We start from the raw sequence: 21,050 nt of genomic DNA, 5'->3' as shown, positions 1-21,050 counted from the left end.
CTGCACCTCAAGCGGAATAACACAACAGGAAACCGCCCTCCACCTGCGGCCAGGGCTCCGCGTCCACCGACAGAGCCCCGCAAACAAACACGCGCCCCCCGTGCAACACCATATCGGTCGTGTCTTCGATCAGCAGCGGTTCATCGTAACGGTTGAAACCTGTGCCATTGAATGTCGGGTCCAGAACCCCGTCAGGGCGAAAACGCGCTGTCACGGTAGACAATGTTTCAGTGACAAAACCGATGCCGGTATTACCGGCGACGATGATTGATCCGTCTTCCTCTATCGCACAGCGCAGCCAATACAGCCCCTCAGACACAAAGTCGGAATACAGCGGACGGCCGCTATTGAAGACGAGGTTAAAGGAGCCGCTGGCGTTCAGAACAACGGTCAACGCTTTTGGCGGCACTCCCCGTGCAGGGCGCGCCCTGCCAACCGCAACGATCCGGCCATCGTCTGGACTGACGGTGATGGCGTCCAGTCTGATTTCGCTGCTGTTGGAAAGGATGACGGCGCGGCCGTTGTTGAAATCAGCATCGACCTTACCGGCAGCAGTGAATCGCACGACAAAGACGCCCTGATCCTCCAAACCGTTAAAAAGGCTCCCGCCGACCAAAATACGGCCATCCGCCTGAACCGCAACGCTGCTGGCGCTGTTCCATTGATGGGGAACGCCTTCAAGCTCGAGGATTGCAAACCCTTGACCATTGAAGGAGGTATCACGAGAACCATCCGAATTTCGCCGCAGGACGATACCTTTCAGCTTATCGAAACCCTGAGAAATATTACTGACCAGGACGATCTTGCCGTCGGCCTGCTCGGCGACCGAAATCGAGGCAGACGTCTGTTGAGCACCATCGGTGGCCACTCGACTGCCGGGGGATACTGCAAACGCGTTATGTCCTGACTTGCCAAAATCACCGTAAGGAATGAACAGAATGCCGGTTCCATTCAAGGACTTGTCCAACTGGCCATCCGGCAAATGGCGAATAATCAACAAGTAACCGGTTGGCCCGGTCATGCCCTGACCCACAATCAGCCACCCACCCTTCGCCGTCGCGCTGATACCGAAAATGTGCAATGCCTTAACGGTATCCAGCGGCACAAACACGAAACCGTGTTTATCAACGCCAAACTGCTCATCCAGCGCACCGTCCGCCTTGAGCCGCGCCACTGCATAGCCTGCGCTGTTTCCCGCCAGCGGCAGGGCAACCAGCAGCTTTTCTTCAGGCTGAGGCAGCACAGCACTCGGTACGAAACCGGAGATGGCGGGAATTGGAAATTTGAGGATGCCTGTTTTATTGAAAGTCGGGTCGAGAGCACCCGCACGAACGATTCCTTGTTGTTGCCCCATGATCCTGCTCCATCCAGTGATGAGGGTCCGTTGCGGACTCTGCATCCCGATTGAGCACCCATCTGCGCGGCAAAACACCTGTCAGAGTTGACAGGTGTGTCTCGCTGAAGGGCAATCATGGACATTTCAGCCCGGCTTAAAAGCATCGCGGGCAAGCCTTGCTCTACGGGAGCAAGAGTTACCCGCGCAGGGACTTACTATCAAGCGAGGTAACGCAGCACATACCCCGGAAGGGGCGGGGTGTCAAAGGATGTGTAACCGCAAACAACGGTCCGGTTGTCGGCCGTTACTGTGCACCCTGTGAACAAATCGATCCCGCTTTCGTGGTTAAAGATCGTCCACCCTTTGTCCACGAACGTTGTATCCAAAGAGCCATTCGGGTTATAGCGCGCCGTTGTGACTGAACTGTTTTCATCAATAAATGCCGACCCACCCTGCCCACTGACGACCAACTTGCCATCGGTTTGCAAAATACAACGCTCCCAGGAAACACCGTGCTCCGTGAAGCGGGAAAACAGTGGTTTGCCATTGTTGAAAACAAGATTGAAACTGCCGCTCGAGTTCAGCGCTACGATCAGCCCATCACGACGCCTATCAAGATCTGCGGTTCCCACCGCAAATACGCCGCCATCCGGTTGCAAAGCCATCGAAACAAGGTCAAGCCATCGACTGCCATCGGTAATGGTTACGACACCATTCTGGTTGCTGCCATAGCTGGCATCGACATTGCCATACTGGTCGTAGCGAATCACGTAAGCGTCGGGCCACTCATCGTCGGAAGCCCTGCTGAAATCACCACAAACCAACACGTTGCCGCCCGGCTCAACCGCTAAGCCGTAAGCGTAGTTCCAAGCGTGATCGATCCCGGGCAGTTCGACTTGTACAAAGCCTTTCTGATTGAAAGTCTTATCCAGAGACCCATCTTTCTCAAGTCGTATTACCAGCCCTCTCAGATAGTTGAACGCAAAAAAGACTGTGCTGCTTAGAACAACTTTTCCATCCTGCAGCCCCACAGCAGCCACTCCGACCCCACCCGCAGATGACTTTTCAGCATTTTTTTCGTCATGGCGACGGGTGAGAAAATTTGCATCCGGATAGCTGCGAGATCCGATGAGGTCATAGACATTGACGGTGACCATGCCGTCCTTTTGAGGACCGAAGGACGTATCCATCTGGCCATCGTGCAATTGACGAATGACCGCCAGGTCAACGGTATCGTTGGGGTGCTTAACCGTTCCCGTGACCAGCCATCCGCCATTGTCGAGGAGGCGCAGATGGCGAGCAGAAAAAACAACGCCCGCCCGGACAGGAATCTCGACAATTCCCTGTTTCCCAAAACTCGAATCCAGCGTGCCGTTCTCCAGCAACCTTGCAACTTTGGCTGGAGAGTTTTCCGATGGAGACGCGCTGAAAAGCACTAGCATTTTTCGGTCAGGTAACGCGGCGACCGAATCAGGGTACTGGCCCACAATGCCTTCAAAAGGCAGCTCGAGTATGCCGCCAGCAGCAAAGGCAGGATCGAGGCCCTCTGCTGCCGCTGCTTTTTCAATAGTGTTCATGATCGCACTCCCTGTGATTTACCAAGGGTGCCCACCAATGGACACCGTTCACAGTGGAGCACCAACCCGAAATAAGCACACCTGTCAGACCTGACAGGTCTACCTCGCCGGAAACACTCCATGTAGGAGCTGCGGCACGCTGCGATCTTTTGATCTTGATTCTGGATTTCAAAATCAAAAGATCAAAAGATCAAAAGATCAAAAGATCGCAGCGTGCCGCAGCTCCTACAGGAATTGGTTGGGCGATTTACTCCGGCTCGGCGTGACTGCCTTGAATCAAGCCTTGGGCTTTGGCTTGCGTGGTTTCAGGTACTTCATCAGTCCTTGAAACCACATCACCAGCGCCGGGTTGCCCTTGAGCTGAATCGACTTGTCCTGAATGCCCTGCATGAACGCCAACTGCTTGTTCTTCGCCTGCAGCGTGGCAAAACCATACGCCGCATCTTTGAAGGCAATCGCAAACGCAGGCTCCGCGACCACGCCGGCCTTGCTGGTGATGCGCTGGTTCTTCACCACGAAATGCCGCGCCACCTTGCCGTCCAGGGTCTGTAGCTGAAACACCAGATCCTTGTCGCCCAACTGCTGCTGGAACGCAGGATTTTTCCGACTGGCCTTACCCATCAACAGACCCAGCATCCACAGGAGAAAACGAAATTTCATGCGCACAGCCTCAAAAGGAAAATGAACGGCCGGGGCAGTGTAAGGGATTCGCACAATAACGCCACTATCTGCCACCGTTTCAAGAGGATGCAGACCATTTCCCGCACGATGACCACCAAGTCACGATCCAAAGCCCCGCCACTGATCGCTCCCATGCTCAGCGCACAAATCCCTCCCGAGCCGCCCCGCCCCCCTTTCCTACACCTGTTGCAACACACCCCTGTAGGAGCTGCCGAAGGCTGCGATCTTTTGATCTTCCCCCCTGCAACTCCTTAGGAAATTTCCCGCAAAGCGCGGCGGCGTGCATGAACTAGGCGGCTTGAAGGTTCATCGATAGGCTGAGTACGTCACCACAAATCGGTGATACGGACGTGCAAGTCCGGTGGGAGTCCACATTGGTTATGGCAATTCGCCGAGCATTTTCCTATGCTCGCGGATCGTTATGGCTGCTGTGTATGGGAGACCTTCGGGTCTGCCGGGTGACTCCACCGGTCTTGCACACCTATGCACAGCTGCCACCACTTTCGAAGTGCGAGCGAAACGGTGTCGGCTCCTGAAACTGGAGTAAGACCGAATGATCAAACCAACACCCAATCCCCCCGAAACCCCGGATATATCGCCCTACGAATCGCTGGAATCAAAGAAATTCCACGAAGCCGCCGAGCGCGCCCTCGACCACCATTTCAAACCGCCCCTCGAACCGCAACCCAAACGCGAAACCGGCCTCTTCAGCCTCTCCCCCGGCACCGACGCCGAAGCCCTGATGGCCAACGCCTCCGAAGACCTCCTGTCCATCAGCGTCATCGCTTGCGACCTCGCCGACGACCTCCACGGTTCACGCCGCTCGGTAGCGCTGGCCCTGAGCAGAATGGCGGACGGGGTGAGACTGATGGTGGAAGGCACGCTCGACCACATCGAAATTGTAGTGGTCTAATGAAACCGGACACCCATTTAGGCGAGAATGCTCGCCAGATCGAGGTGTCAGATGACCAAACAACGCCGTTCCTTTTCTGCTGAATTCAAGCGCGAGGCTGCCGACCTCGTACTCAAACAAAACTACAGCTACATCGAAGCCAGCCGTTCACTCGGCATCGGCGAATCGGCCTGCGCCGCTGGGTTGATCAGGTTCAGCAGGAGCGCCAAGGCGTCACTCCACAGAGCAAAGCGCTGACTCCGGAACAGCAGAAAATCCAGGAGCTGGAAGCCCGGATTGCCCGTCTTGAACGGGAAAAATCGATATTAAAAAAGGCTACCGCGCTCTTGATGTCGGAAGATCACGAGCGTACGCGCTGATCAATCAGCTGAGCGTCCATGAGCCGATTGATTGGCTGTGCAAGGTGTTTGAAGTCACCCGTTCGTGCTACTACGCCCAGCGCCTTAGGCGCCGAACACCTGATGTCGAACGGCTTCGGTTGCGCAGCCGGGTGAGCGAGCTGTTCTCGCAAAGTCGCAGTGCTGCGGGCAGCCGCAGCATCCTGTCGCTGATGCGTGACGACGGTGAGCAGCTCGGTCGATTCAAAGTGCGCAGCCTGATGCGCGAGCTTGAACTCGTCAGTAAACAGCCCGGATCACATGCCTATAAACGAGCGACAGTTGAACGGTTGGATATCCCGAACATCTTGAATCGGGAGTTCGATGTTCCGGCACCCAACCAGGTGTGGTGCGGCGACATCACCTACATCTGGGCCCAGGGGAAATGGCATTACCTGGCTGTCGTGCTGGATCTTTGCACACGCCGGGTAGTGGGCTGGGCGTTGTCGGAAAAGCCGGACGCCGATCTGGTTATCAAGGCGCTGGATATGGCTTACGAGCAACGAGGCAAACCTCAAGGCCTGCTGTTTCACTCGGATCAAGGGTCACAGTATGCGAGTCGTCTATTTCGCCAGCGGCTGTGGCGTTATCGGATGCGCCAGAGCATGAGCCGGCGGGGAAATTGCTGGGACAACGCGCCAATGGAGCGCGTGTTTCGCAGCTTGAAAACGGAATGGATACCGACCACGGGTTACAGAACGGCTCAAGAAGCCCAGCGCGATATCAGTCACTTCTTGATGCATCAGTACAACTGGGTTCGACCCCATCAATTCAACGGTGGGTTGGCGCCAGCTCGGGCCGAAGAAAAACTTAACGTCGTGTCCGGGATTAGTTGACCACTACAAAATACGGCGCGCGGCGGTCAAACCGTAGCGAGAGGTGTGCATGAAAAAAGGGGACGCCAAGTCCCCTTTCTGCGACCGCTTGTAAAAATCCAGACACAAAAAAGCTGCCAACAAGGGCAGCTTTTTAAGAAGCCGAAGCCTTCAACCGGCCAGTCGACCTACAGGCTCAAAATCAATGCCCTTGGACAACGCAACATCCAGAAAACGACTGCGCTTATCGGAGCGCTTGATCAAAACTTCACGAGCTTCAGCCTGGAACCGGGCAGCCATCATAGGCTTTGGTTCATGTTTGGACTTTTTCATGGAAACCTCTCGGGTCTCGAAATTTGACTGGATCGCCCTATCTGGCAGCGCCACCAGCCCCGGCGATTCTTGGACATGGATAACCAATGGCAATTTGAAGGTCGAGAGTAGCGACATTTGAAAGATTTTGAATAGCTGCCAGAAACACCTCGATATTGATTATCTGATCGAAGCAACCAGCACCATAGTTCATCGGCGGATCGAGATGTCTGGGTTAAAAGGGACGGTGCCCCTTTTTTATCAGCCCATGCTCACCACTGACACGTTGTCTCAGGTGAGACCTCCATATTGAAATCGTGCTCGAACGAGTACTTTTTTTCGGACTTGTAGTTTGTATACGTCATCGAATCAACACGGCCACCCTGAGTGACCATTTGATACTCACCTGCCAGCGCGCCGTCAGTCACCTCTATCCAGGTAGTCGTGTACTGATAGGGACGCCCATATACCAATTCTTCTTGTTCAGTATCGCGATGAACGAGACCAATAGCCTCCTTGGATTTACTGTACTTGACGCCAGCACCGCTCCATTTGGTAGCAGAGTCAAAATAGGTTCTGAATTCAAAATTGATATTTTTACCTTCCTGCGAGCGGAAGCAATAAACGCTGGTAATGACTTCACTGAAGGCCGTCGACGGCAACACCAACATCAGCAATAAAAGCAATTTTTTCACAAATCCCTCTCACCCAATTTTTCTGAAAAGCCAACTCGGCCTCGACAGCGCATGCCGTCAACTAAAGCGAGTAATCCATCACTTCTTTCAACTGCCAACACTGCCCACGCTCAAACCGATACTCGAAGACATAGTCGGTATCCGGTTTCTGCAGAATCGCGGTCGCTTTGTTGCCCCGCTCTTCCTTGACGGTCAACGTCAGGCCCTGGGCCTCTCGCTTTGCCAGATCAGGAATGATTGGAAACTTGAGTTCATCACCGCTGAGGCTGCGTTTTTGCATCTCAGGCTCAGGATCGCCGGCCACGGTAGTGACCATTCGCAGCGGTTGCAGGACGAAAGCCTTTTGCACTTCAGCGCGCTCGGAAAACGCTTTGAGAAACACCGAAAACTCAGGTGAGGGACAAGCTACACGGGGCACGTCGCCGGTGGTTTCGGGCGACTTCTGGCGCAGGTCCTGTTGAAGCTTTGAATCAGCAATGATCTTTGCATCGAGGTCTGCCAGGCGCTTTTTGATACTCGCCGCATCCTTGTAGGCACACACAACATCGACGCCGTTTTCAAGGTCTCGGCCGTCTCGGCAATCCTGCAACTCGGGGTCTGGCGGATCACCGCGAAAAAACCGCAACGACAACTGTTCGCCCTGCTTGATGAGTGGCAATTCCAGCGTCCAATAGGTGTAGCCTTCGAAACCACCGTTTGACTCTTTTCGCCTCATGAGCACGTAAAGGGACTTCCCCGCTTGCTCAGGGAATTTACGTTCGAAAAAAAACACTGATGTGACTTCATCACCCACGAGCGGCGCCACAAAAGAGAGTTCTGGCCTCGTGGCACTCATTGTCGTGTAGAAAACCTCCCCTCCGGGAACGTAGGCACCTGTTGTCTGACCTTTGAGCGTGTTCTTCAAGAACAACACGGTGATCTTCTGCTCGCCCACCGATGCCACCACCGGCGGATGCATTTGCTTGATGGTTTGCAGGTCATCAGCCGTTGCCGTTTGCGCGGTAAGACTGATGATCGATATGAGCATGCACACACAACTGAAAAACCTGGTCACTTCCATTACTTCCTTGTTGATCGACGAATTGATCAATATTCAATAACTGGCGCGAGGGCATCACGATGACTCAGGTTCGCCGCATTTCAGCGCTTTGATTTGCTCGTTCTTGATCGGAATCACACAGGCGCGACGCTTCTCACCGGGCGCGCGAAGCTCCGTCGTGCTTAACGTCAGGTGCAGGCCGTCATCTGCAAATACAGGCTCCTCAAATCCGGCATCGGTATAACCGGACCGGAATGACTTGCCGTCAAAACTGCAGAACTGCGCCGATGACAACACTCGCCAACCGCCGTCAGGCGCGAGAATCTGAACCGTCAGGCATGGGTTGTCGAACGAGTAGAGATAGCGCGCGACTACGTCTTGGTAACGCTTCGCGCCGGATCTGGAGATCTTGTTCATATCAACTACATCACCCGGACTGTCCGCCACAATCCCGTCCAGATACACCGCACGTTCCAGGCTCATTCTGGCGATGCAGCTATTGATTGATGTGGAATGCATCGCCGCATCAGGGTCGATATCCGTGGCTTCCAGCGGGCATGTGGTATCGCGCAACTTGATCCATGCTCGCTGTGACTCTCTGGCGATGGCCATGAATGCCTTGCCCTGTTCGGGAACGCGTTTTTGCTGAGACTCAAACCTTGCCATCAGTTTTTTGTAGCTGGCATTGAGCTTGGCGTCGGCTTTCTCGCGGTCGGCTTTCACGCAAACGTCAACTTGCCAGCTCACACTAATGACTTTGCAATCGTCCTCAGCGTGCGCAATTGACCCGCACAGCACCCCGAGGGGCAACGCAATAAAGCGGACAATCCTGTTCAATTTTTCATTCCCTGATGTGCAGTTCGTTCAGCGACGCGTTGCGGAATCTTCTGTGCCTTGCCGGCGGCAGTCATTGCTTCGCCGTATTCGCGGTAATAGCGCTGCGCTTCGTCTTGTTTGTTCAGTCGCCACAGCGAATCGGCCATGTTCAGCATCAACACTGTGCGCTTGCCGACCGCCTCAACACCGCGATAGAACTTCAGTGCCAGCTCATCTCTGCCGCCCTCGGCGAGGTAAAAACCCAGGTCGTTGTAGGCCTGAACGTTTTGCGCCGGGGGATGGCATGCCATGTAGGATTCGGCACTCAAGAAGTCCAGGCTTCCTTCGATGGACTGCGCACGGGACTGTGCCGGCTCGATACTGGAGACCTGTTTCAGCAAGTCCTTTGGGGACACCGTTTCCAGGGTAGGAGTGAGCACATCACCGTCTGCGGAAACCCACTGATTGCCCTTCCACTCGCCGACACAAAAAGTGGCCCAACGATCAGCCAATACGCAACCGGTCTCCATGGAGATCACATCGCAATGCTGTTGCGACACCAGTTTTTCTTCTTGATTCTCATCCGACAACATGCCGAAGACGACCGGGTCGAGCAACAAGGTTTTCTTGTCAGGACTGAGCATATAAGAGTGTCCATCAGCGCCAATGTCAGCGCCGAAGAGCGGAAAGGTTTTGCCGTTTGCGGTGAACCATGCAGTCGCCGACTCAACGCCGGGCATGGTCCATTTCGTCGCCCGAAACGTAACCGTGTGCCCGCCGATACCAACAATTGGCGGATCTTCGTCTTCGGCAAAAGCGCAGGCGGCAGTTGCAAACAGACTGCCGATCAACACCCACTTAAGGCTGGGCATATTCAATCCTTTTCTCCGCCGGGCTTGGCGATTGCAGCTGCCTTTGGGTAACGCCATACGCCTCGATCAGCTCCTCCCATGACCCCTTCGAGCCAAACGAACGCCGGCGACGAGAGCAGCCATGCCAGGCTGCCGGCGAAAAAATACTGATTCATCGTGAATTCCCTGTCGCCGTTAACCGGGCTGCTTTTCCGTAAGGCATTTTGCGTAGCCATCGGCGAACCTGGCGTCAAAGGACAACGCCACCGGCTCGTCCAATTCGGCCGAGGTATTGAGCAATACGCGTGTCGCCGGGGTGTATTTGATCCAGCCGATGGTGCCGGTGCCGTCCGTGTCGAAAAACAATTGGGCGCGCACCACTTCGCCGTCGTCCTCATCAATCAGCAGATTGACCTTGTCCTTGCCGACATACTGAAACGGGAAGTCGCTGCTCCTGACCATTTCGGTAAGGTAGCCGTAGCAACTGCCTTCACTGGCACTCGCCGGCAGGGCAAAAGGCAAAAGCAGCAGCGCGCTCAGCATGCTCCGAATGAAAACCCGGTCCATCCCATCATCCTTATTCAAGCGGCGGCGATTCCGCGTCAGTCATCGTCAGCAGGCGGAATTCGTTGTTCACAAATTCGTAGTAACGGTCGCGGTTGACGCTTTCCAGCGAATTGCCCTGGGCGTCTACTTCACCATCGAGGGCAATCCCGGTGATGAGGATCAAGCGGCTGTCGGGTTGGTTGAGCATGGCGAACGTGCTGCCGTCGTAGGCATTCGGTAGCCCGCCGACAACTTCTCCGGTTTGTGCATCGAGCACTTCGGCGCAGATGGCACCGCCGCCACAACCCAGTGGGTTGATGATGTAGTGGCCGGCGAAGTTGACCTTGCCTTTCAAGGCCTTCGCGCGCGCACTGTCCATTACCGGGTTGCTGTTTTCCTGCGGCACCAGCGCAGGGTGAGTCCCGGTGAAGACCGGGCTGACGGTGTAATCCTTGAAGTCCGGGTCGGCGGCGAAAGCCATGGATGAGGCCACCCATATCAAGCTGCCGAGTAGAACCAAAAATCCTTTCACGCTGTAACTCCATCTGTGCGACGTATCGTCGGGATGTTCATTCGAAGGCAATGCTGCGCACCGCTGTCTTGATCTGTTCGAAGCCTGCGGCGCTGATCTCCAACGGGGTGGCCGAGCCTGATTCGGCGGCGCCGATCAGCACCTGCTCACCTTGCATCAGGCAGAAGGCAATACGGCTGAATTGAGGTTGATGCGGTGGGTGGTAGCCGATGATGAACCCCGACGACTTCGCGCCCTGCAGTGACTCAAAGGTATAGGTCTGCGGATCACCCGCCAGCGCTGTTGGCCGCCAGCCGTTTTCGGTCAAGGTCGCCGGGCACTTGCGGTCATTGGCCTCGCGCAGCAGTTGCAGTTCGATCGTGTCATCCGCTGGCGGCTGCGTCGTCAGGGAAGAAAAGCTGCCGAGGTTTTCACACATCATTCCGAACCATGGCTGAGTCAGATTGACCGACGTTGCAAAATTCCATTCATAACCGCTGGACGTCGGCGCTTGCCACAAGTGCGGGGCGCTGGAGGGATCGGGCCGTTGTCGGGAGGCGATGAAGATCAGATCGGGGGCGTTGAATTGCAGCCATTGGTCTTGCAAGAGCGGCATGGAAAACCGGCACGCGCCCATGTCGACGCCAGCGAACGCCGGCCCCTGGGCGACCCGCGACTGGCCTGTCGTATTGCCGACCATCACGGTCTCAGCGGCATGGCCCATTTGAGCAAGCATGAACAAACACGCCAGTAATCCATGGAAATATCGAGGCTTCACTGCGCATCCTTCGCATTGATCAATTGCAGCTCACCATCCCGATACAACACCTCACACCCGACCCACGCCGGATCAACCTGCGGCATCACCGCCGACGGCTTGCGCAATTCCCGCAACAACGTCGAGCCATGCGACAGCCGCCCACCCATCCGCGCAATCACCGCCCGCGCCGTCTGGTAATGCGCGTGCCGCCCCGGATCGAGGGTGTCTTCGAGCAAAATATCCTCGCCCAGAATGCCCTGTACCTGCCCCGGATAAATCATGAACCCGGTGGCCTGCTCAGCGCCTTCACGGCCGTCCTGCCAGAAGCTGCCATCGCGCGTGCGCACGTCCGGGTGCGGCGCAAACCACTGTTCGCGGTCGGCCAGCGGCATGGCGTGGTGCAGCCGGAAGAAGATGCGCATCAGGTTGTCGCGGTACCACTCGCGCACTTGCAGGTAGTAGCCGCGCAGGCCCGGCAGGCCGGTCGAATGCGCGATGCGGATCAGGCTCGGCCACTGTGGAAAGGCCTGCAACGGCAGCCCGCTCGGCGCCGGTCGCGGGGTCGCCGCATCGGTTTCCCAGGGCAGTCGATGCGGGCTGTTTTCAAGGTTGTCGTAAGCGGTCGGCGGGCGCCCCAGCCAATCGCCGCCGCTGCTGGCCAGCGCCGTGGCGATGCACAGATTGCCTTGCACGACGAACACGTAAAACCGGGTGAACCAGTCCGCCAGTTGCTGGCCGTCAGCGTTTTGGGCGACGAGTTCGGCCAGCTCTTGATCAAAGCGCTGCAAGCCGTGTTCGAGACTGAGCAAATGGCCGCGAGCGATGCGTTGCATGCGCAGGAACAGCGGCAGCGAACGCAGCAGCTTCAGCGGTTGCCACGGCAAGTGCGGGGTCGCGCCGCCGACTTCACCGGCGTAGTTGCTGGCGCTGATGCCCCAGTCGGCGAGCCGGGCGAGAAACAGGTCATTGTTGATGTAGGACGCGCCGCCGAACACCGCGGTGAACGGCTCGTTGTCCTGCAACACTCGCGCATCCCAGCGCGCCATGATCGCCGGGATACTCGCTGCCGCGCGGCGCTGGGCGTACTCCACCAGTACGCTCGGTTGCGGCGGCAGGATCTCGGCGATGTTGGCGGCAGTCAGGTGGCGGCGCCAGCCGTAGTCGCTGATCGGCCGGTATTGCAGCAGCCACAGTTGCGCACCGTCCCAGGCCCATTCGACGTCGCCGGGCACGTAGTGAAAAACGCGCAGCACGTCTTGCAGAAACTGCCACAGCAGCGCTTCGGTCAGACCGTGCGTGGCGGTAAATGCACCGCTGCGCCAGGCCTCGCCGACCCGCGACAGAGTGGCGCGCGAAGGGCTGACGTGACCGTCGGCCAACGACTCCAGATGACCTTCCACCCATTCCAGTTCAACCGACAGATGCCGGACAAACGCGATGCCGGAAACCTGCGGCGTGATAAAGCGCTGCACCACCACTTCCTCGACGCCTTCGGCGGTCAGTTCGGCGATGCGCGTCGGCACGTTGGCGTGTGGCTCGCGCAGGTAAGTGGTGCTCAAACCGGCATTCGCCGAGTCGGCTTGATCCTCGCCATAGCTGGAGGAGCGCACGGCCCAGGTCACGTCAGGTTGCGCGGCGAGAAAGGCTGACAGGCGCGGATCATCGCAATCGTTGAGGTTCAGCGCTGCCGGCACCGGTTGCCGGGCCAACTCCGCCAGACGCAAACGGCCGCCCTTGGTGTGTGCGACAAAACCACGCTCGCCGGACTCCAGCCACGCGGCAAATTCAGCCGGCGCGTCGATCCACGGGTAATGGCCCCAACCGGGTTTGAGGCTGATGGTCAGATCAGCGCGGGCGAGAATCGCCGACCATGCCGCCGCTTGCTCGATGCCAAGCACGGCGTCCTGATCACCCCAGACCAACTCGACCGGATCGGTAATCCACTCCAGCAGCGGCAAAGCCGTATCGGCGCGGATCAAGTCCCAATGCGGCACAAACGCCCGGCAACGCGCATAACCGGCGCCCATGCGCTGGTACTGCGCGGGCGTCCAGGACTGATTGGAAAACTTGCGCGCGAACAGCCTCGGTTTGTTCGACAGCAGCCAGTGAATGGTCTTGCGAATCGGCAGCGGTGACATCAATGCCGGCAACCGCCGCTGCCACAAAAACGCACCGACCGGGGCCAACAAAACACTGCGGGAAAAGTGTCCGGGCCGACGCTGCAACGCGTGCAGCACCAGCAAAGCGTTGACCCCGACCGCCATGATCGCGCTGCCCTGCTGCGTCATCGCCAGCAAGGTCTGCGCGTAATCCGCCAGATCCTCGCAGGGTGGCTGCGGGTTCGCGCCGAAACCGGGCAATTCCAGCGGCACCACGTCGTAGCGCTGAAAGTGCGGCAGCGCGTCATCCCACCAGTCGGCGGCACTGCCGTTGCCGGCCAGCAGGTACATCAAAGGCTTGCTCATCAACGATCCTCAGGCCAGATCGCGCAGCGCCGCGTCGAGGGTCGGATAGCGGAACGTATAGCCCGCCTCGCTCAGACGCTGAGGCACGACACGCTGCCCGTCGAAGAACAGCTGCGCCATCTCCCCCGCCAGCGCGCGCACGGGCGCCGCGGGAACGTGGAACCACACCGGGCGCTTGAGGACCTTGCCGACGTTCTCGGCAAACGCCGCCTGACTGACCGTCTCCGGCGCCACCAGGTTGTACGTGCCGTGTAGAGTTTCATCGTGGAAGGATCGGGCGATCACCTGAATCACATCGTCGCGGTGCACCCAGCTCATGATCTGCTGACCATCGCCCATGCGCCCGCCGAACCCGAGGCGAAACGGAATCAGCAACGGCAACAACGCGCCGCCCGGACCGAACACCACACCGAGACGCAGCACCACCTGACGCACGCCAAATTCAGTTGCCGGTTGCGCGGCGGCTTCCCAGCGCGCGCAGAGTTCGGCCATGAAACCGTCGCCCTTGCTCGCCTGTTCATCAAGGCTTTCGCTGGCATCGCGCACGCCGTAAAAACCGATCGCCGAGGCCTGCACCCACAGCGCCGGTTTGTGCCGCGCATTCTTCAGCCAGGTCATCAGGCTGTCGGTGGTGTTGACGCGGCTGGCGATCAGTTGCGCCTGACGCTTGGGACTCCAGCGCGGCCCCGCCACTGGTGCGCCCGCCAGATTGATCACCACGTCGAAGGTCTCGTCGTAGCCCAGTTTGCTCAGCGACCGCACGCAGCGCGCGCGGCCGTCGAACAGGTACGCCGCCTTCAGCGGATCGCGCGCCAGCACGCTGACCGTGTGGCCGGCGTCGAGCAATTGATTGACCAGCGTTTCACCGATAAACCCGGTGCCGCCCGTGACCAGCACACGCTTGTAGGCGCCGCCGGCAAACGGGTTGGACGGCTTGCCTTCACGGTGCATGCGCAATGCCGCCAGACCGTCACGAATCCCCGACGCGGTTACGCCCACGGCAAACAGCGTCAGCACCCAACCCTTCCAGCCGAGATCGATAGCACTCAGGCCGGTCGGCAAACTCGCCCACTGCGCCAGTTGCACCCCGTACAACGCAAAAAACGCCCCGCCATTCACCGCCAACACGGTGTGCATGATGCGTTCGACCGCCGGCAGTTTGCGGCTGCGATCCTCAACCACGAAGTCCCATAGCGTCAGGCCGATTTCCAGTGCGAACAACAGCGCAATCACAATCGCCCAGGCGCCACCGAACTGCAGGTGCGCCATGCCGAGAAACAGAATCCCGTAGAAACACGAACGCATCGCGTGGATCGACAACTCCAGCCGCGCACTGTGCCGATACGGCAGCGCCACGGTCAGCTCGTGGTGATAAAGGGTGTCCAGCGCGCCGAGGCACGCTTGCGCAATCAGCAACGTCAGCGCCCAATCCAGCAGCGAAAAATCAGGCATGGTTCGACTCACTCATGGCGTTATCAGAAAGGGAATTTCGACGGTCGTGGCAATACAGCCAGGCCAGCGGCGGCAACAGCACAAGCAGCGCAAAGGCGTCGAACCAGAGGTGCGACCAGACCTGCTTTTGCAGCGAAACAAAAACGTCCTGCGGCGCCCACAGCACAATGCCGGCGAACAACCAGGCCCAGGCCATCGGCGCTTTCAGGCGATTGCCCAAATACACCAGCCCAAGCATGAACAGCGAATAGCTTTGCAACGTCGCGCCGAACAGCGCGAGCCACCAGACCTGCTGCTCACGGGCAGCGGCCGGCACCGCGTCGGCGCCCCAGAAAATTTGTTCGAGTGTGTGCAGATAACCGTCGAGCAGCCCGGAGTGGCCGGCCCAGGTCAGGGTCAGACCGGCGAGCAAGTGCACCAGCGCGGCGGCGTATAACCACAGCACCAACGCGCGGCGAAGGGAGAAAGAGGGGACTGGCATTCCGTGTCCTGGGGGTATTCCTTTGAGGGTGGGGAGTTTAAAGGAAAACGCGGGGTATCAGTCGCTCGAAGATAAACGATTGGTGGCGTTCAGTGACCGCTATCGCAAGGTGCGAGCGTCGATCATGCCGAGTAAATCCTTCAACCTGGCAATATCCTCTTCGTAAAAGTCATTACATTGCGTAACGACTACATATTCAGAGCCGATCGCTTTTCCATGGGTACTGCATACAAGTTCAAAACCTTCCCCGCCACCCTGTCGTTCATACACGACATCCCGCGCATCGATCAGTACCCAGCCTGGCATTGCCAGTTTTTTAGTGGCTGATTCGGGCAACTGATCGAAGTACATGATTCCCTCAGCATCCGGCAACTTGACGAGCAAGTTGTAGGGCGACGACAAAATACTCATCCCCACCGTTTTCTTGACCTCGTTGAGGTCATCACCCCGCACGATAAATGTTGGGAGCCGATCTATATCACTCTCATAAACTGGATGATTGCGTGGCGCCAGCTTCAGGACTTCCACGGCGCCCTCGTTGAGGCAACTGACCACTTCGAGCGTTGACTGGATGTCGTGAAACGCGCAGGTGGAATCTTGAGCAGACACTGGCGGTGATAGAAATCCCGCGCAAAACGCGAACACCCAGGTGAAACAAGCTTGGGGCAGGCTCAATCGAATGGCCCTTTTACGCATTTCCATATCACCACCCAACCAAGCAAAAACATTAATCAGCACAACATCAATGTGCCGGAAGGATGCCGTCCAAATATAAAGCTCTCTCCAGACTCATCTTCGCGGTGCACCTATTCAGATCTGCAGAATAGGATGGCTTGTCCCATTCATTCTCAAACCCCTCAAGCCTGCAGTTCGAATCCCTCAGCTTTATCCACGCCCGCTGGGAGTTTTTCAGTCGATCCAGAAACGCCTTATGCTCTTCATGCCGAGACTGGTATTGAAAAATATACCGGGACCCTGCTCTATCAATCAGTGCTTCGTAACGGTCATTAAGCACGCGAGCCGCAGCCTTCATCGCTTCTTCTGCGCACTCGGCACGTTGCCCGGCCACGGCCTCGCAATCCGCATCTTGGGCAAAGCTGACTGACGAGACTGACATCGCCATAAATGCAAAGAACATCAAACGGGCGACATTCACTGAGTGCCACCTGCGCCAATACATTCAATTGAGCTGTCCATAACGACGCCTCGGACCAGCAAACGCTCGACCGCAGCAGGGCTCCACTTAAGCTCGGTCTTGCTGGCCTCGCGGTAACAGGCCATTGCGCGGGGTAGATCAGCAGCGACGACAGTGCCGGTTTCGTAGACTTCACCCAATCGCAGGAGTGCTTGGGTAGAGCCTCGTAGCGCGGCGCTTTCCAATGTCGCCATCGACTTTTGCGGATCGATGCAGGCCTTGTCATCGCCGTACTCACCTTCATCGCAGTAAAACAAGGAGAGGAACACGCCATCGTCGGGATTGCTCTGAAATCCCTGATTCATGAGCTTCAGAATCTGTTCATTCGGCAATCGCGGTGCCTGCCCGGAAAGACTTATCCCCGCAGCTGCTATCGCCGCTTGGGCCGAACCTTTGCGGGCGCCGTCCACATAGCTATCCAGCGCTGCCGCGTACAAAGAGACACCAGATTCGCCAGACGCCTTGTTGACCAGCCGATCGAACATCACGCCTTTTTTCAACTCGCGCTCACCGGGTGAAGGGCGATCTGTCCGAGCCACGTCATTCATTACCGCTTCGAGCGTCCAGTCTTCAACACTGTTCAGCACCCAGCAGTCGCTTTGCTTGAAGACGAAAATCTTCAAGAAAGCACCCTGCTGATCACGCACCACCACCCTGTTCAGAAACGTAATCTCGATAGCCAGATTCGACGCTGCAGCATTCTCCGCACTCAGCATACTGAATTCATCGGTGGGCAAATGCTTGACGCTGCGCACGACAACCTTGGGTATGTTGTTCTCAGCCACGACGTGAGTTGTCTTCACCGACGATGCGGTAAATGCTTTCTGTACCGTCGAGTCCGATGAAAAGACTTTGACGAAGTCAGCGAAGTTGTTAGCCGGGCATTGCTGTTGAGTAGAGGCGAAGGCGCTTGTGCACAGGCCGGTGCTCAACAATGCGGTGGAAAGCCACTGAGTTAGCCTGCTTGTTGCCATGCCGTAACTCGGTACCGCAAAAAATCGTTTCAACAGTGTTCATCCTTGAGTCATTCAGGTTTTGCGTTGGGTGAATCGGGTGATGCATTGCTTCGGCCTGTTCATTTCCCAGTAAGTGCTGAGCAACACTTTGCGTTTTTTGTCGACGCGCAGATTGACGAAGCCATCGCCGCAATCCGGCTGCAACTCTTTGAAGGTGCCGGTTTTGGCTTGGTAAACGAACACCCTGAAGTAGTCGTAAGTGCCCATGCCGTCGTCCAGCTGCCAAATCGCAAAATCTTTGGCACCGTCGAAATTGAAGTCCTCGATCTGTACCTTGAGTTCGTTTATGGCTTCAAAATCTATGGTCCAGGGCTCGCTACGCGTTTCGCCCTTAACCGAGACATTCAGTGTGGAGCCCTCAATAACCAGCGTCGCTTCGACGCCTGTGACCGGGCTGAACTGAGTGGTTTCGGCCAGTGCCGGGATCGCCCACAGCAGGCCAAGCAGTGATACCGCTAGAGTTTTGAATTGCATGTGCTTGCCCTATTCCCACTTGCATCCGGACTCGAGGGAGGAATCAACGCTGGGACTGAGCAGAAAGCTGTATCCCTTGCCATTGGACTTCTTCGTGTACGACATCGAGACAATTTGTGAGCCTTGAGTCATCAATTCATAGGTTCCCGTAACTTTGCCGTAGACGACTTCAGACCAGGTTCTGGTGTTTTGCCAAGGGGCATCCGGGTCGAGGATTTCACTTTCGGAATCCGTCAACACGATGGAAATGGGCACGTTGGACTTGGCGTATTTGACGAAGCCACCTGACCATTTGCTGGCCCCATCGTAGTAAGTGCGGAGCTCAAATTTTACTGGGCTGTCCTGGGAGAGTTCGAAGCAAAGTGATTCAGTGCTGACTTCTGCATGGGCCATCAGAGGCAGGAGGTTGACCAAGAGAAGAAGTACTTTTTTCATGTTCATTTCCTTATGAGAGATCGGGCGCACGTGCCTATTCCGATCCCGCTACACACTGTCCATCCTGAAGATCAGGAGCCAGCGCTCGATTTCCCGACAGATACCAACTCGCAAGCGACTGACTCTCGCAATAAGCGTTCTTCTCTGCATCGTAATAAAACGCCACTTTGTGATTAGCCATCCCGCCCCGGTTGGGGACGAACAACTCGACGGCGAACACGACATCGGGCATAGCAGTTTTTCTATCCGACATCAGCGAGGGTGGCCCCAGAAACTTACAGGGCACGCCGTCAAAAGGCAGATCCAACTGGCCTTCTTGATACCTGTAAATCGCACAAATGCCATTCGGATCTTCGATCACCACGGCAGCAATCGTTCCAACACTCCAGTTCACGGCGCCATCTGCAATGGAGTGGAAACTATCGGCAGGCATTTCGCTTTCCTTCACGATGGCAGCGATCATGTTGGCAGGCATTGTACGGCTTGTACTTAAACCGACTGGCGCTGCGTTCACGGACAATATCCATGTCAACGTCATAAACAATAGGTAAACAACCTTCATTGCCTCTCCTGTCCTGCAATCTTTCTCGCATACTCAACAAGATCTTTTGGATAAATCATCTGATTTATCTGGCTATCATCGATCCCATACAAAAATGCGATGGCACCCGCCTCAAACGCCCAATACCCGAAGTAACTACCGTCATCACCATTAATACTCAAGTGAGCATCATGCCAACTGGCTTGTAGTTCCCCGAAGGAAACGTACCATTGAGCGCAATATTCATTCAAAAGCGCAGACGCAGCTGACCGATCTGGCGCATATATCGCCCTGATCAATTGCGAATACACCGGATGAAACCATTCATCAATATCTGCCCTTCCCGGCAGATTTTTCCGCAGTAAATCTTCGTAGAGCGTATCTTCGCCTTTGAAGCCAGCCCTATCAGTCAGGAACACAAACCTGGCCAAAAGATCATTCCGATGCATGAGTATGCACAGGCTCGCAACTTGTACAAACTCCTCAAAGTCGCCGGGATAGTCTTCGATATTTAACGGCGATATATCGTATACGCCTTGATAATCAGCCAAGGCTTGTTGGTACAACTCAAAATTTCTCACTAGCCTTTCCAGTGGCTCCTGCAAGCTTGCAATAGGCTCACCTGCCGTATACCTGATGATCAAGGCATGAAGTGAATCCTGTTTAACCTCAAAGGCTTTTAAAGAAGCAGCCTGGCCCGGAAAATCCTCATCCAGATGATGAAAGCGCCAGTATGATTCCGAAGAGTCATAAAACTCGACCAGGCGCTGGTAATACGCCTCGGTCATAAAAGGCTGACGGCTATCCATGATTCGTCAATTCTCCAACTGTCATATAGACCATTACAAGGATGTCCTTATCCATCGAACCTTCCATGAACATGAACGCTTTAATTCACTGCTTGTTCTTGTCCGGAGCCATGGCCAATTGACGCGCTCGCTCTATCGTCGCGCGGATCAAGCAGGAATTCGACCATTCCCCGAAAACCGATTTATACGATTTCGCCTCAGGCAGACACTCCGCATCGCGAAACTTCATCCAGGCTCTTTGGGTTTCTCTCAGGCCTTTCTGTGCATTTTCGTCCAACCGCTCCATGCGCTCCCGGTAAACCAGGTTTAGCAGTGCATCCGTATCCGTCACAACCAGATCAAGCGCCCCACTCGACGCAGTTGGCCACACAACGTCCGCCAGCGCCTGCTTGGTTTCGTTGTTCCAATTGTAGAAACCGTTCTCTTCGATCTTCAGCCAGGCAGAGCGCCTATGATGATTGGTCGGATCGGTCGCACTGACTTCAGACTGGTAAACAATCTCCAGATAGATCGGGTCGGTTGAGCGCTGAGGATCATTCAGCAGCGTTTGGCGAACGATGGCCCGTTGCTTTTTGCTCTCGGTAATTTCAATCGAAAAGCATGGATCCGGGCCGGGACGGTCAGACGATTTCACCCTCGCCAGACACTCTTTACGAAGGGCCATCGACGGAGCATCCGGCCCCCATCCTATGTCTACAACCCTTACGAGCAGCCTTACCTCCGGATCTTTGGAAAAATCCGCCTGAAGCACGGTCGCAATCATCGTGCCTTCCGCTTGGGCGAGGGACGATAGTAAGGACAGTATAAAAACGACCCCGAATCTGAAAATTTTCATTCCCTGGTTTCCTTGGAAAAACAATAAAAGCCTGAAATTCATCCGATCTGAATTTGACCCACTCAACCTTCAGAATCAGACGTAGATGCCCTGCTGTAAGACCCATCCACGTTCTGGC

At 56.2% G+C, this 21,050-nt stretch carries 23 protein-coding genes and 1 pseudogene; 2 read left to right on the top strand and 22 right to left on the bottom strand.

What is annotated here, in order from left to right; all coding sequences use genetic code 11:
* Window positions 1-7: 7 nt before the first annotated feature.
* From ACZZ0B_RS27255 to ACZZ0B_RS27245, 3 genes are all read right to left on the bottom strand, one after another.
* Window positions 8-1,354, bottom strand: coding sequence for a delta-60 repeat domain-containing protein (locus ACZZ0B_RS27255; protein ID WP_463546681.1), 1,347 nt, complete (start codon window positions 1,352-1,354; stop codon window positions 8-10).
* A gap of 200 nt (window positions 1,355-1,554) precedes the next feature.
* On the bottom strand, window positions 1,555-2,913 hold the full coding sequence (locus ACZZ0B_RS27250) for an NHL repeat-containing protein (RefSeq protein WP_463546680.1): 1,359 nt from the start codon (window positions 2,911-2,913) through the stop codon (window positions 1,555-1,557).
* A 276-nt stretch (window positions 2,914-3,189) separates the two neighbouring features.
* Window positions 3,190-3,573 (bottom strand): SCP2 sterol-binding domain-containing protein, encoded by a 384-nt coding sequence (locus ACZZ0B_RS27245; RefSeq protein WP_008078629.1) that lies wholly within the window; start codon window positions 3,571-3,573, stop codon window positions 3,190-3,192.
* Between the two features lie 574 nt (window positions 3,574-4,147).
* Between ACZZ0B_RS27245 and ACZZ0B_RS27240 the strand changes: the two genes are divergently transcribed.
* A complete protein-coding gene (locus ACZZ0B_RS27240) occupies window positions 4,148-4,507 on the top strand; it encodes a DUF6124 family protein (protein ID WP_463546679.1) in 360 nt (119 codons plus the stop codon).
* Between the two features lie 51 nt (window positions 4,508-4,558).
* Window positions 4,559-5,720 (top strand): annotated as a pseudogene (locus ACZZ0B_RS27235) (IS3 family transposase).
* Between the two features lie 150 nt (window positions 5,721-5,870).
* Here ACZZ0B_RS27235 and ACZZ0B_RS27230 read toward each other — a convergent pair.
* From ACZZ0B_RS27230 to ACZZ0B_RS27140, 19 genes are all read right to left on the bottom strand, one after another.
* Window positions 5,871-6,032 carry a hypothetical protein gene (locus ACZZ0B_RS27230; protein ID WP_463546678.1) on the bottom strand — a complete coding sequence of 54 codons (162 nt, stop codon included), beginning with the start codon at window positions 6,030-6,032 and terminating at the stop codon, window positions 5,871-5,873.
* Between the two features lie 251 nt (window positions 6,033-6,283).
* Window positions 6,284-6,706, bottom strand: coding sequence for a hypothetical protein (locus tag ACZZ0B_RS27225; protein WP_463546677.1), 423 nt, complete (start codon window positions 6,704-6,706; stop codon window positions 6,284-6,286).
* Window positions 6,707-6,767: 61 nt separating this feature from the next.
* The gene (locus ACZZ0B_RS27220; protein ID WP_463546676.1) at window positions 6,768-7,766 is read right to left on the bottom strand and encodes a hypothetical protein; all 999 of its coding nucleotides are present in this window, start codon (window positions 7,764-7,766) and stop codon (window positions 6,768-6,770) included.
* Between the two features lie 54 nt (window positions 7,767-7,820).
* Entirely contained in the window at window positions 7,821-8,582 is a 762-nt protein-coding gene (locus ACZZ0B_RS27215; protein WP_463546675.1) for a lysozyme inhibitor LprI family protein, read from the bottom strand.
* The gene (locus ACZZ0B_RS27210) at window positions 8,579-9,490 is read right to left on the bottom strand and encodes a tetratricopeptide repeat protein (RefSeq protein ID WP_463546674.1); all 912 of its coding nucleotides are present in this window, start codon (window positions 9,488-9,490) and stop codon (window positions 8,579-8,581) included. The genes ACZZ0B_RS27215 and ACZZ0B_RS27210 overlap by 4 nt, the downstream gene beginning before the upstream one ends.
* A gap of 117 nt (window positions 9,491-9,607) precedes the next feature.
* The gene (locus ACZZ0B_RS27205) at window positions 9,608-9,979 is read right to left on the bottom strand and encodes a hypothetical protein (RefSeq protein WP_463546673.1); all 372 of its coding nucleotides are present in this window, start codon (window positions 9,977-9,979) and stop codon (window positions 9,608-9,610) included.
* Window positions 9,980-9,989: 10 nt separating this feature from the next.
* Complete coding sequence (locus ACZZ0B_RS27200; RefSeq protein ID WP_045122979.1) at window positions 9,990-10,439, bottom strand: hypothetical protein; 450 nt, start codon at window positions 10,437-10,439, stop codon at window positions 9,990-9,992.
* Between the two features lie 88 nt (window positions 10,440-10,527).
* Entirely contained in the window at window positions 10,528-11,205 is a 678-nt protein-coding gene (locus tag ACZZ0B_RS27195; protein ID WP_463546672.1) for a hypothetical protein, read from the bottom strand.
* 38 nt (window positions 11,206-11,243) lie between these two features.
* Complete coding sequence (locus ACZZ0B_RS27190; protein ID WP_463546671.1) at window positions 11,244-13,694, bottom strand: alpha/beta hydrolase; 2,451 nt, start codon at window positions 13,692-13,694, stop codon at window positions 11,244-11,246.
* A 9-nt stretch (window positions 13,695-13,703) separates the two neighbouring features.
* Complete coding sequence (locus ACZZ0B_RS27185; RefSeq protein ID WP_008078661.1) at window positions 13,704-15,146, bottom strand: TIGR01777 family oxidoreductase; 1,443 nt, start codon at window positions 15,144-15,146, stop codon at window positions 13,704-13,706.
* On the bottom strand, window positions 15,139-15,627 hold the full coding sequence (locus ACZZ0B_RS27180) for a hypothetical protein (protein WP_008078663.1): 489 nt from the start codon (window positions 15,625-15,627) through the stop codon (window positions 15,139-15,141). The genes ACZZ0B_RS27185 and ACZZ0B_RS27180 overlap by 8 nt, the downstream gene beginning before the upstream one ends.
* A gap of 99 nt (window positions 15,628-15,726) precedes the next feature.
* Window positions 15,727-16,329 carry a hypothetical protein gene (locus ACZZ0B_RS27175; protein ID WP_463546670.1) on the bottom strand — a complete coding sequence of 201 codons (603 nt, stop codon included), beginning with the start codon at window positions 16,327-16,329 and terminating at the stop codon, window positions 15,727-15,729.
* Window positions 16,330-16,369: 40 nt separating this feature from the next.
* Entirely contained in the window at window positions 16,370-16,783 is a 414-nt protein-coding gene (locus tag ACZZ0B_RS27170; protein WP_158559171.1) for a lysozyme inhibitor LprI family protein, read from the bottom strand.
* Window positions 16,780-17,829, bottom strand: a complete 1,050-nt coding sequence (locus ACZZ0B_RS27165; RefSeq protein ID WP_463546669.1) for an SEL1-like repeat protein — start codon at window positions 17,827-17,829, stop codon at window positions 16,780-16,782. Before ACZZ0B_RS27165 ends, ACZZ0B_RS27170 begins: the two co-directional genes overlap by 4 nt.
* 21 nt (window positions 17,830-17,850) lie before the next feature.
* Complete coding sequence (locus ACZZ0B_RS27160) at window positions 17,851-18,312, bottom strand: XAC2610-related protein (RefSeq protein ID WP_463546668.1); 462 nt, start codon at window positions 18,310-18,312, stop codon at window positions 17,851-17,853.
* Between the two features lie 9 nt (window positions 18,313-18,321).
* The gene (locus tag ACZZ0B_RS27155) at window positions 18,322-18,747 is read right to left on the bottom strand and encodes a hypothetical protein (RefSeq protein ID WP_463546667.1); all 426 of its coding nucleotides are present in this window, start codon (window positions 18,745-18,747) and stop codon (window positions 18,322-18,324) included.
* Between the two features lie 34 nt (window positions 18,748-18,781).
* Window positions 18,782-19,309, bottom strand: a complete 528-nt coding sequence (locus ACZZ0B_RS27150) for a hypothetical protein (RefSeq protein ID WP_463546666.1) — start codon at window positions 19,307-19,309, stop codon at window positions 18,782-18,784.
* On the bottom strand, window positions 19,306-20,097 hold the full coding sequence (locus ACZZ0B_RS27145; RefSeq protein WP_463546665.1) for a PoNe immunity protein domain-containing protein: 792 nt from the start codon (window positions 20,095-20,097) through the stop codon (window positions 19,306-19,308). The genes ACZZ0B_RS27150 and ACZZ0B_RS27145 overlap by 4 nt, the downstream gene beginning before the upstream one ends.
* Window positions 20,098-20,182: 85 nt before the next feature.
* Entirely contained in the window at window positions 20,183-20,932 is a 750-nt protein-coding gene (locus ACZZ0B_RS27140; protein WP_463546664.1) for a lysozyme inhibitor LprI family protein, read from the bottom strand.
* Window positions 20,933-21,050: the final 118 nt, after the last annotated feature.

The organism is Pseudomonas sp. AC247 (genome assembly GCF_979258015.1).
The sequence above is the reverse complement of the archived record's forward strand: the minus strand, read 5'-3'. Positions and strand labels throughout refer to the sequence as shown.

Coding starts and splice junctions, on each gene's coding strand:
- ACZZ0B_RS27255 (WP_463546681.1), bottom strand. CDS start 1,354: ATGGGGCAACAACAAGGAATCGTTCGTGCGGGTGCTCTCGACCCGACT.
- ACZZ0B_RS27250 (WP_463546680.1), bottom strand. CDS start 2,913: ATGAACACTATTGAAAAAGCAGCGGCAGCAGAGGGCCTCGATCCTGCC.
- ACZZ0B_RS27245 (WP_008078629.1), bottom strand. CDS start 3,573: ATGAAATTTCGTTTTCTCCTGTGGATGCTGGGTCTGTTGATGGGTAAG.
- ACZZ0B_RS27240 (WP_463546679.1), top strand. CDS start 4,148: ATGATCAAACCAACACCCAATCCCCCCGAAACCCCGGATATATCGCCC.
- ACZZ0B_RS27230 (WP_463546678.1), bottom strand. CDS start 6,032: ATGAAAAAGTCCAAACATGAACCAAAGCCTATGATGGCTGCCCGGTTC.
- ACZZ0B_RS27220 (WP_463546676.1), bottom strand. CDS start 7,766: ATGGAAGTGACCAGGTTTTTCAGTTGTGTGTGCATGCTCATATCGATC.
- ACZZ0B_RS27210 (WP_463546674.1), bottom strand. CDS start 9,490: ATGGCGTTACCCAAAGGCAGCTGCAATCGCCAAGCCCGGCGGAGAAAA.
- ACZZ0B_RS27205 (WP_463546673.1), bottom strand. CDS start 9,979: ATGGACCGGGTTTTCATTCGGAGCATGCTGAGCGCGCTGCTGCTTTTG.
- ACZZ0B_RS27200 (WP_045122979.1), bottom strand. CDS start 10,439: ATGGCTTTCGCCGCCGACCCGGACTTCAAGGATTACACCGTCAGCCCG.
- ACZZ0B_RS27195 (WP_463546672.1), bottom strand. CDS start 11,205: ATGCTTGCTCAAATGGGCCATGCCGCTGAGACCGTGATGGTCGGCAAT.
- ACZZ0B_RS27190 (WP_463546671.1), bottom strand. CDS start 13,694: ATGAGCAAGCCTTTGATGTACCTGCTGGCCGGCAACGGCAGTGCCGCC.
- ACZZ0B_RS27185 (WP_008078661.1), bottom strand. CDS start 15,146: ATGCCTGATTTTTCGCTGCTGGATTGGGCGCTGACGTTGCTGATTGCG.
- ACZZ0B_RS27180 (WP_008078663.1), bottom strand. CDS start 15,627: ATGCCAGTCCCCTCTTTCTCCCTTCGCCGCGCGTTGGTGCTGTGGTTA.
- ACZZ0B_RS27175 (WP_463546670.1), bottom strand. CDS start 16,329: ATGGAAATGCGTAAAAGGGCCATTCGATTGAGCCTGCCCCAAGCTTGT.
- ACZZ0B_RS27160 (WP_463546668.1), bottom strand. CDS start 18,312: ATGCAATTCAAAACTCTAGCGGTATCACTGCTTGGCCTGCTGTGGGCG.
- ACZZ0B_RS27155 (WP_463546667.1), bottom strand. CDS start 18,747: ATGAAAAAAGTACTTCTTCTCTTGGTCAACCTCCTGCCTCTGATGGCC.
- ACZZ0B_RS27150 (WP_463546666.1), bottom strand. CDS start 19,309: ATGAAGGTTGTTTACCTATTGTTTATGACGTTGACATGGATATTGTCC.
- ACZZ0B_RS27145 (WP_463546665.1), bottom strand. CDS start 20,097: ATGGATAGCCGTCAGCCTTTTATGACCGAGGCGTATTACCAGCGCCTG.
- ACZZ0B_RS27140 (WP_463546664.1), bottom strand. CDS start 20,932: ATGAAAATTTTCAGATTCGGGGTCGTTTTTATACTGTCCTTACTATCG.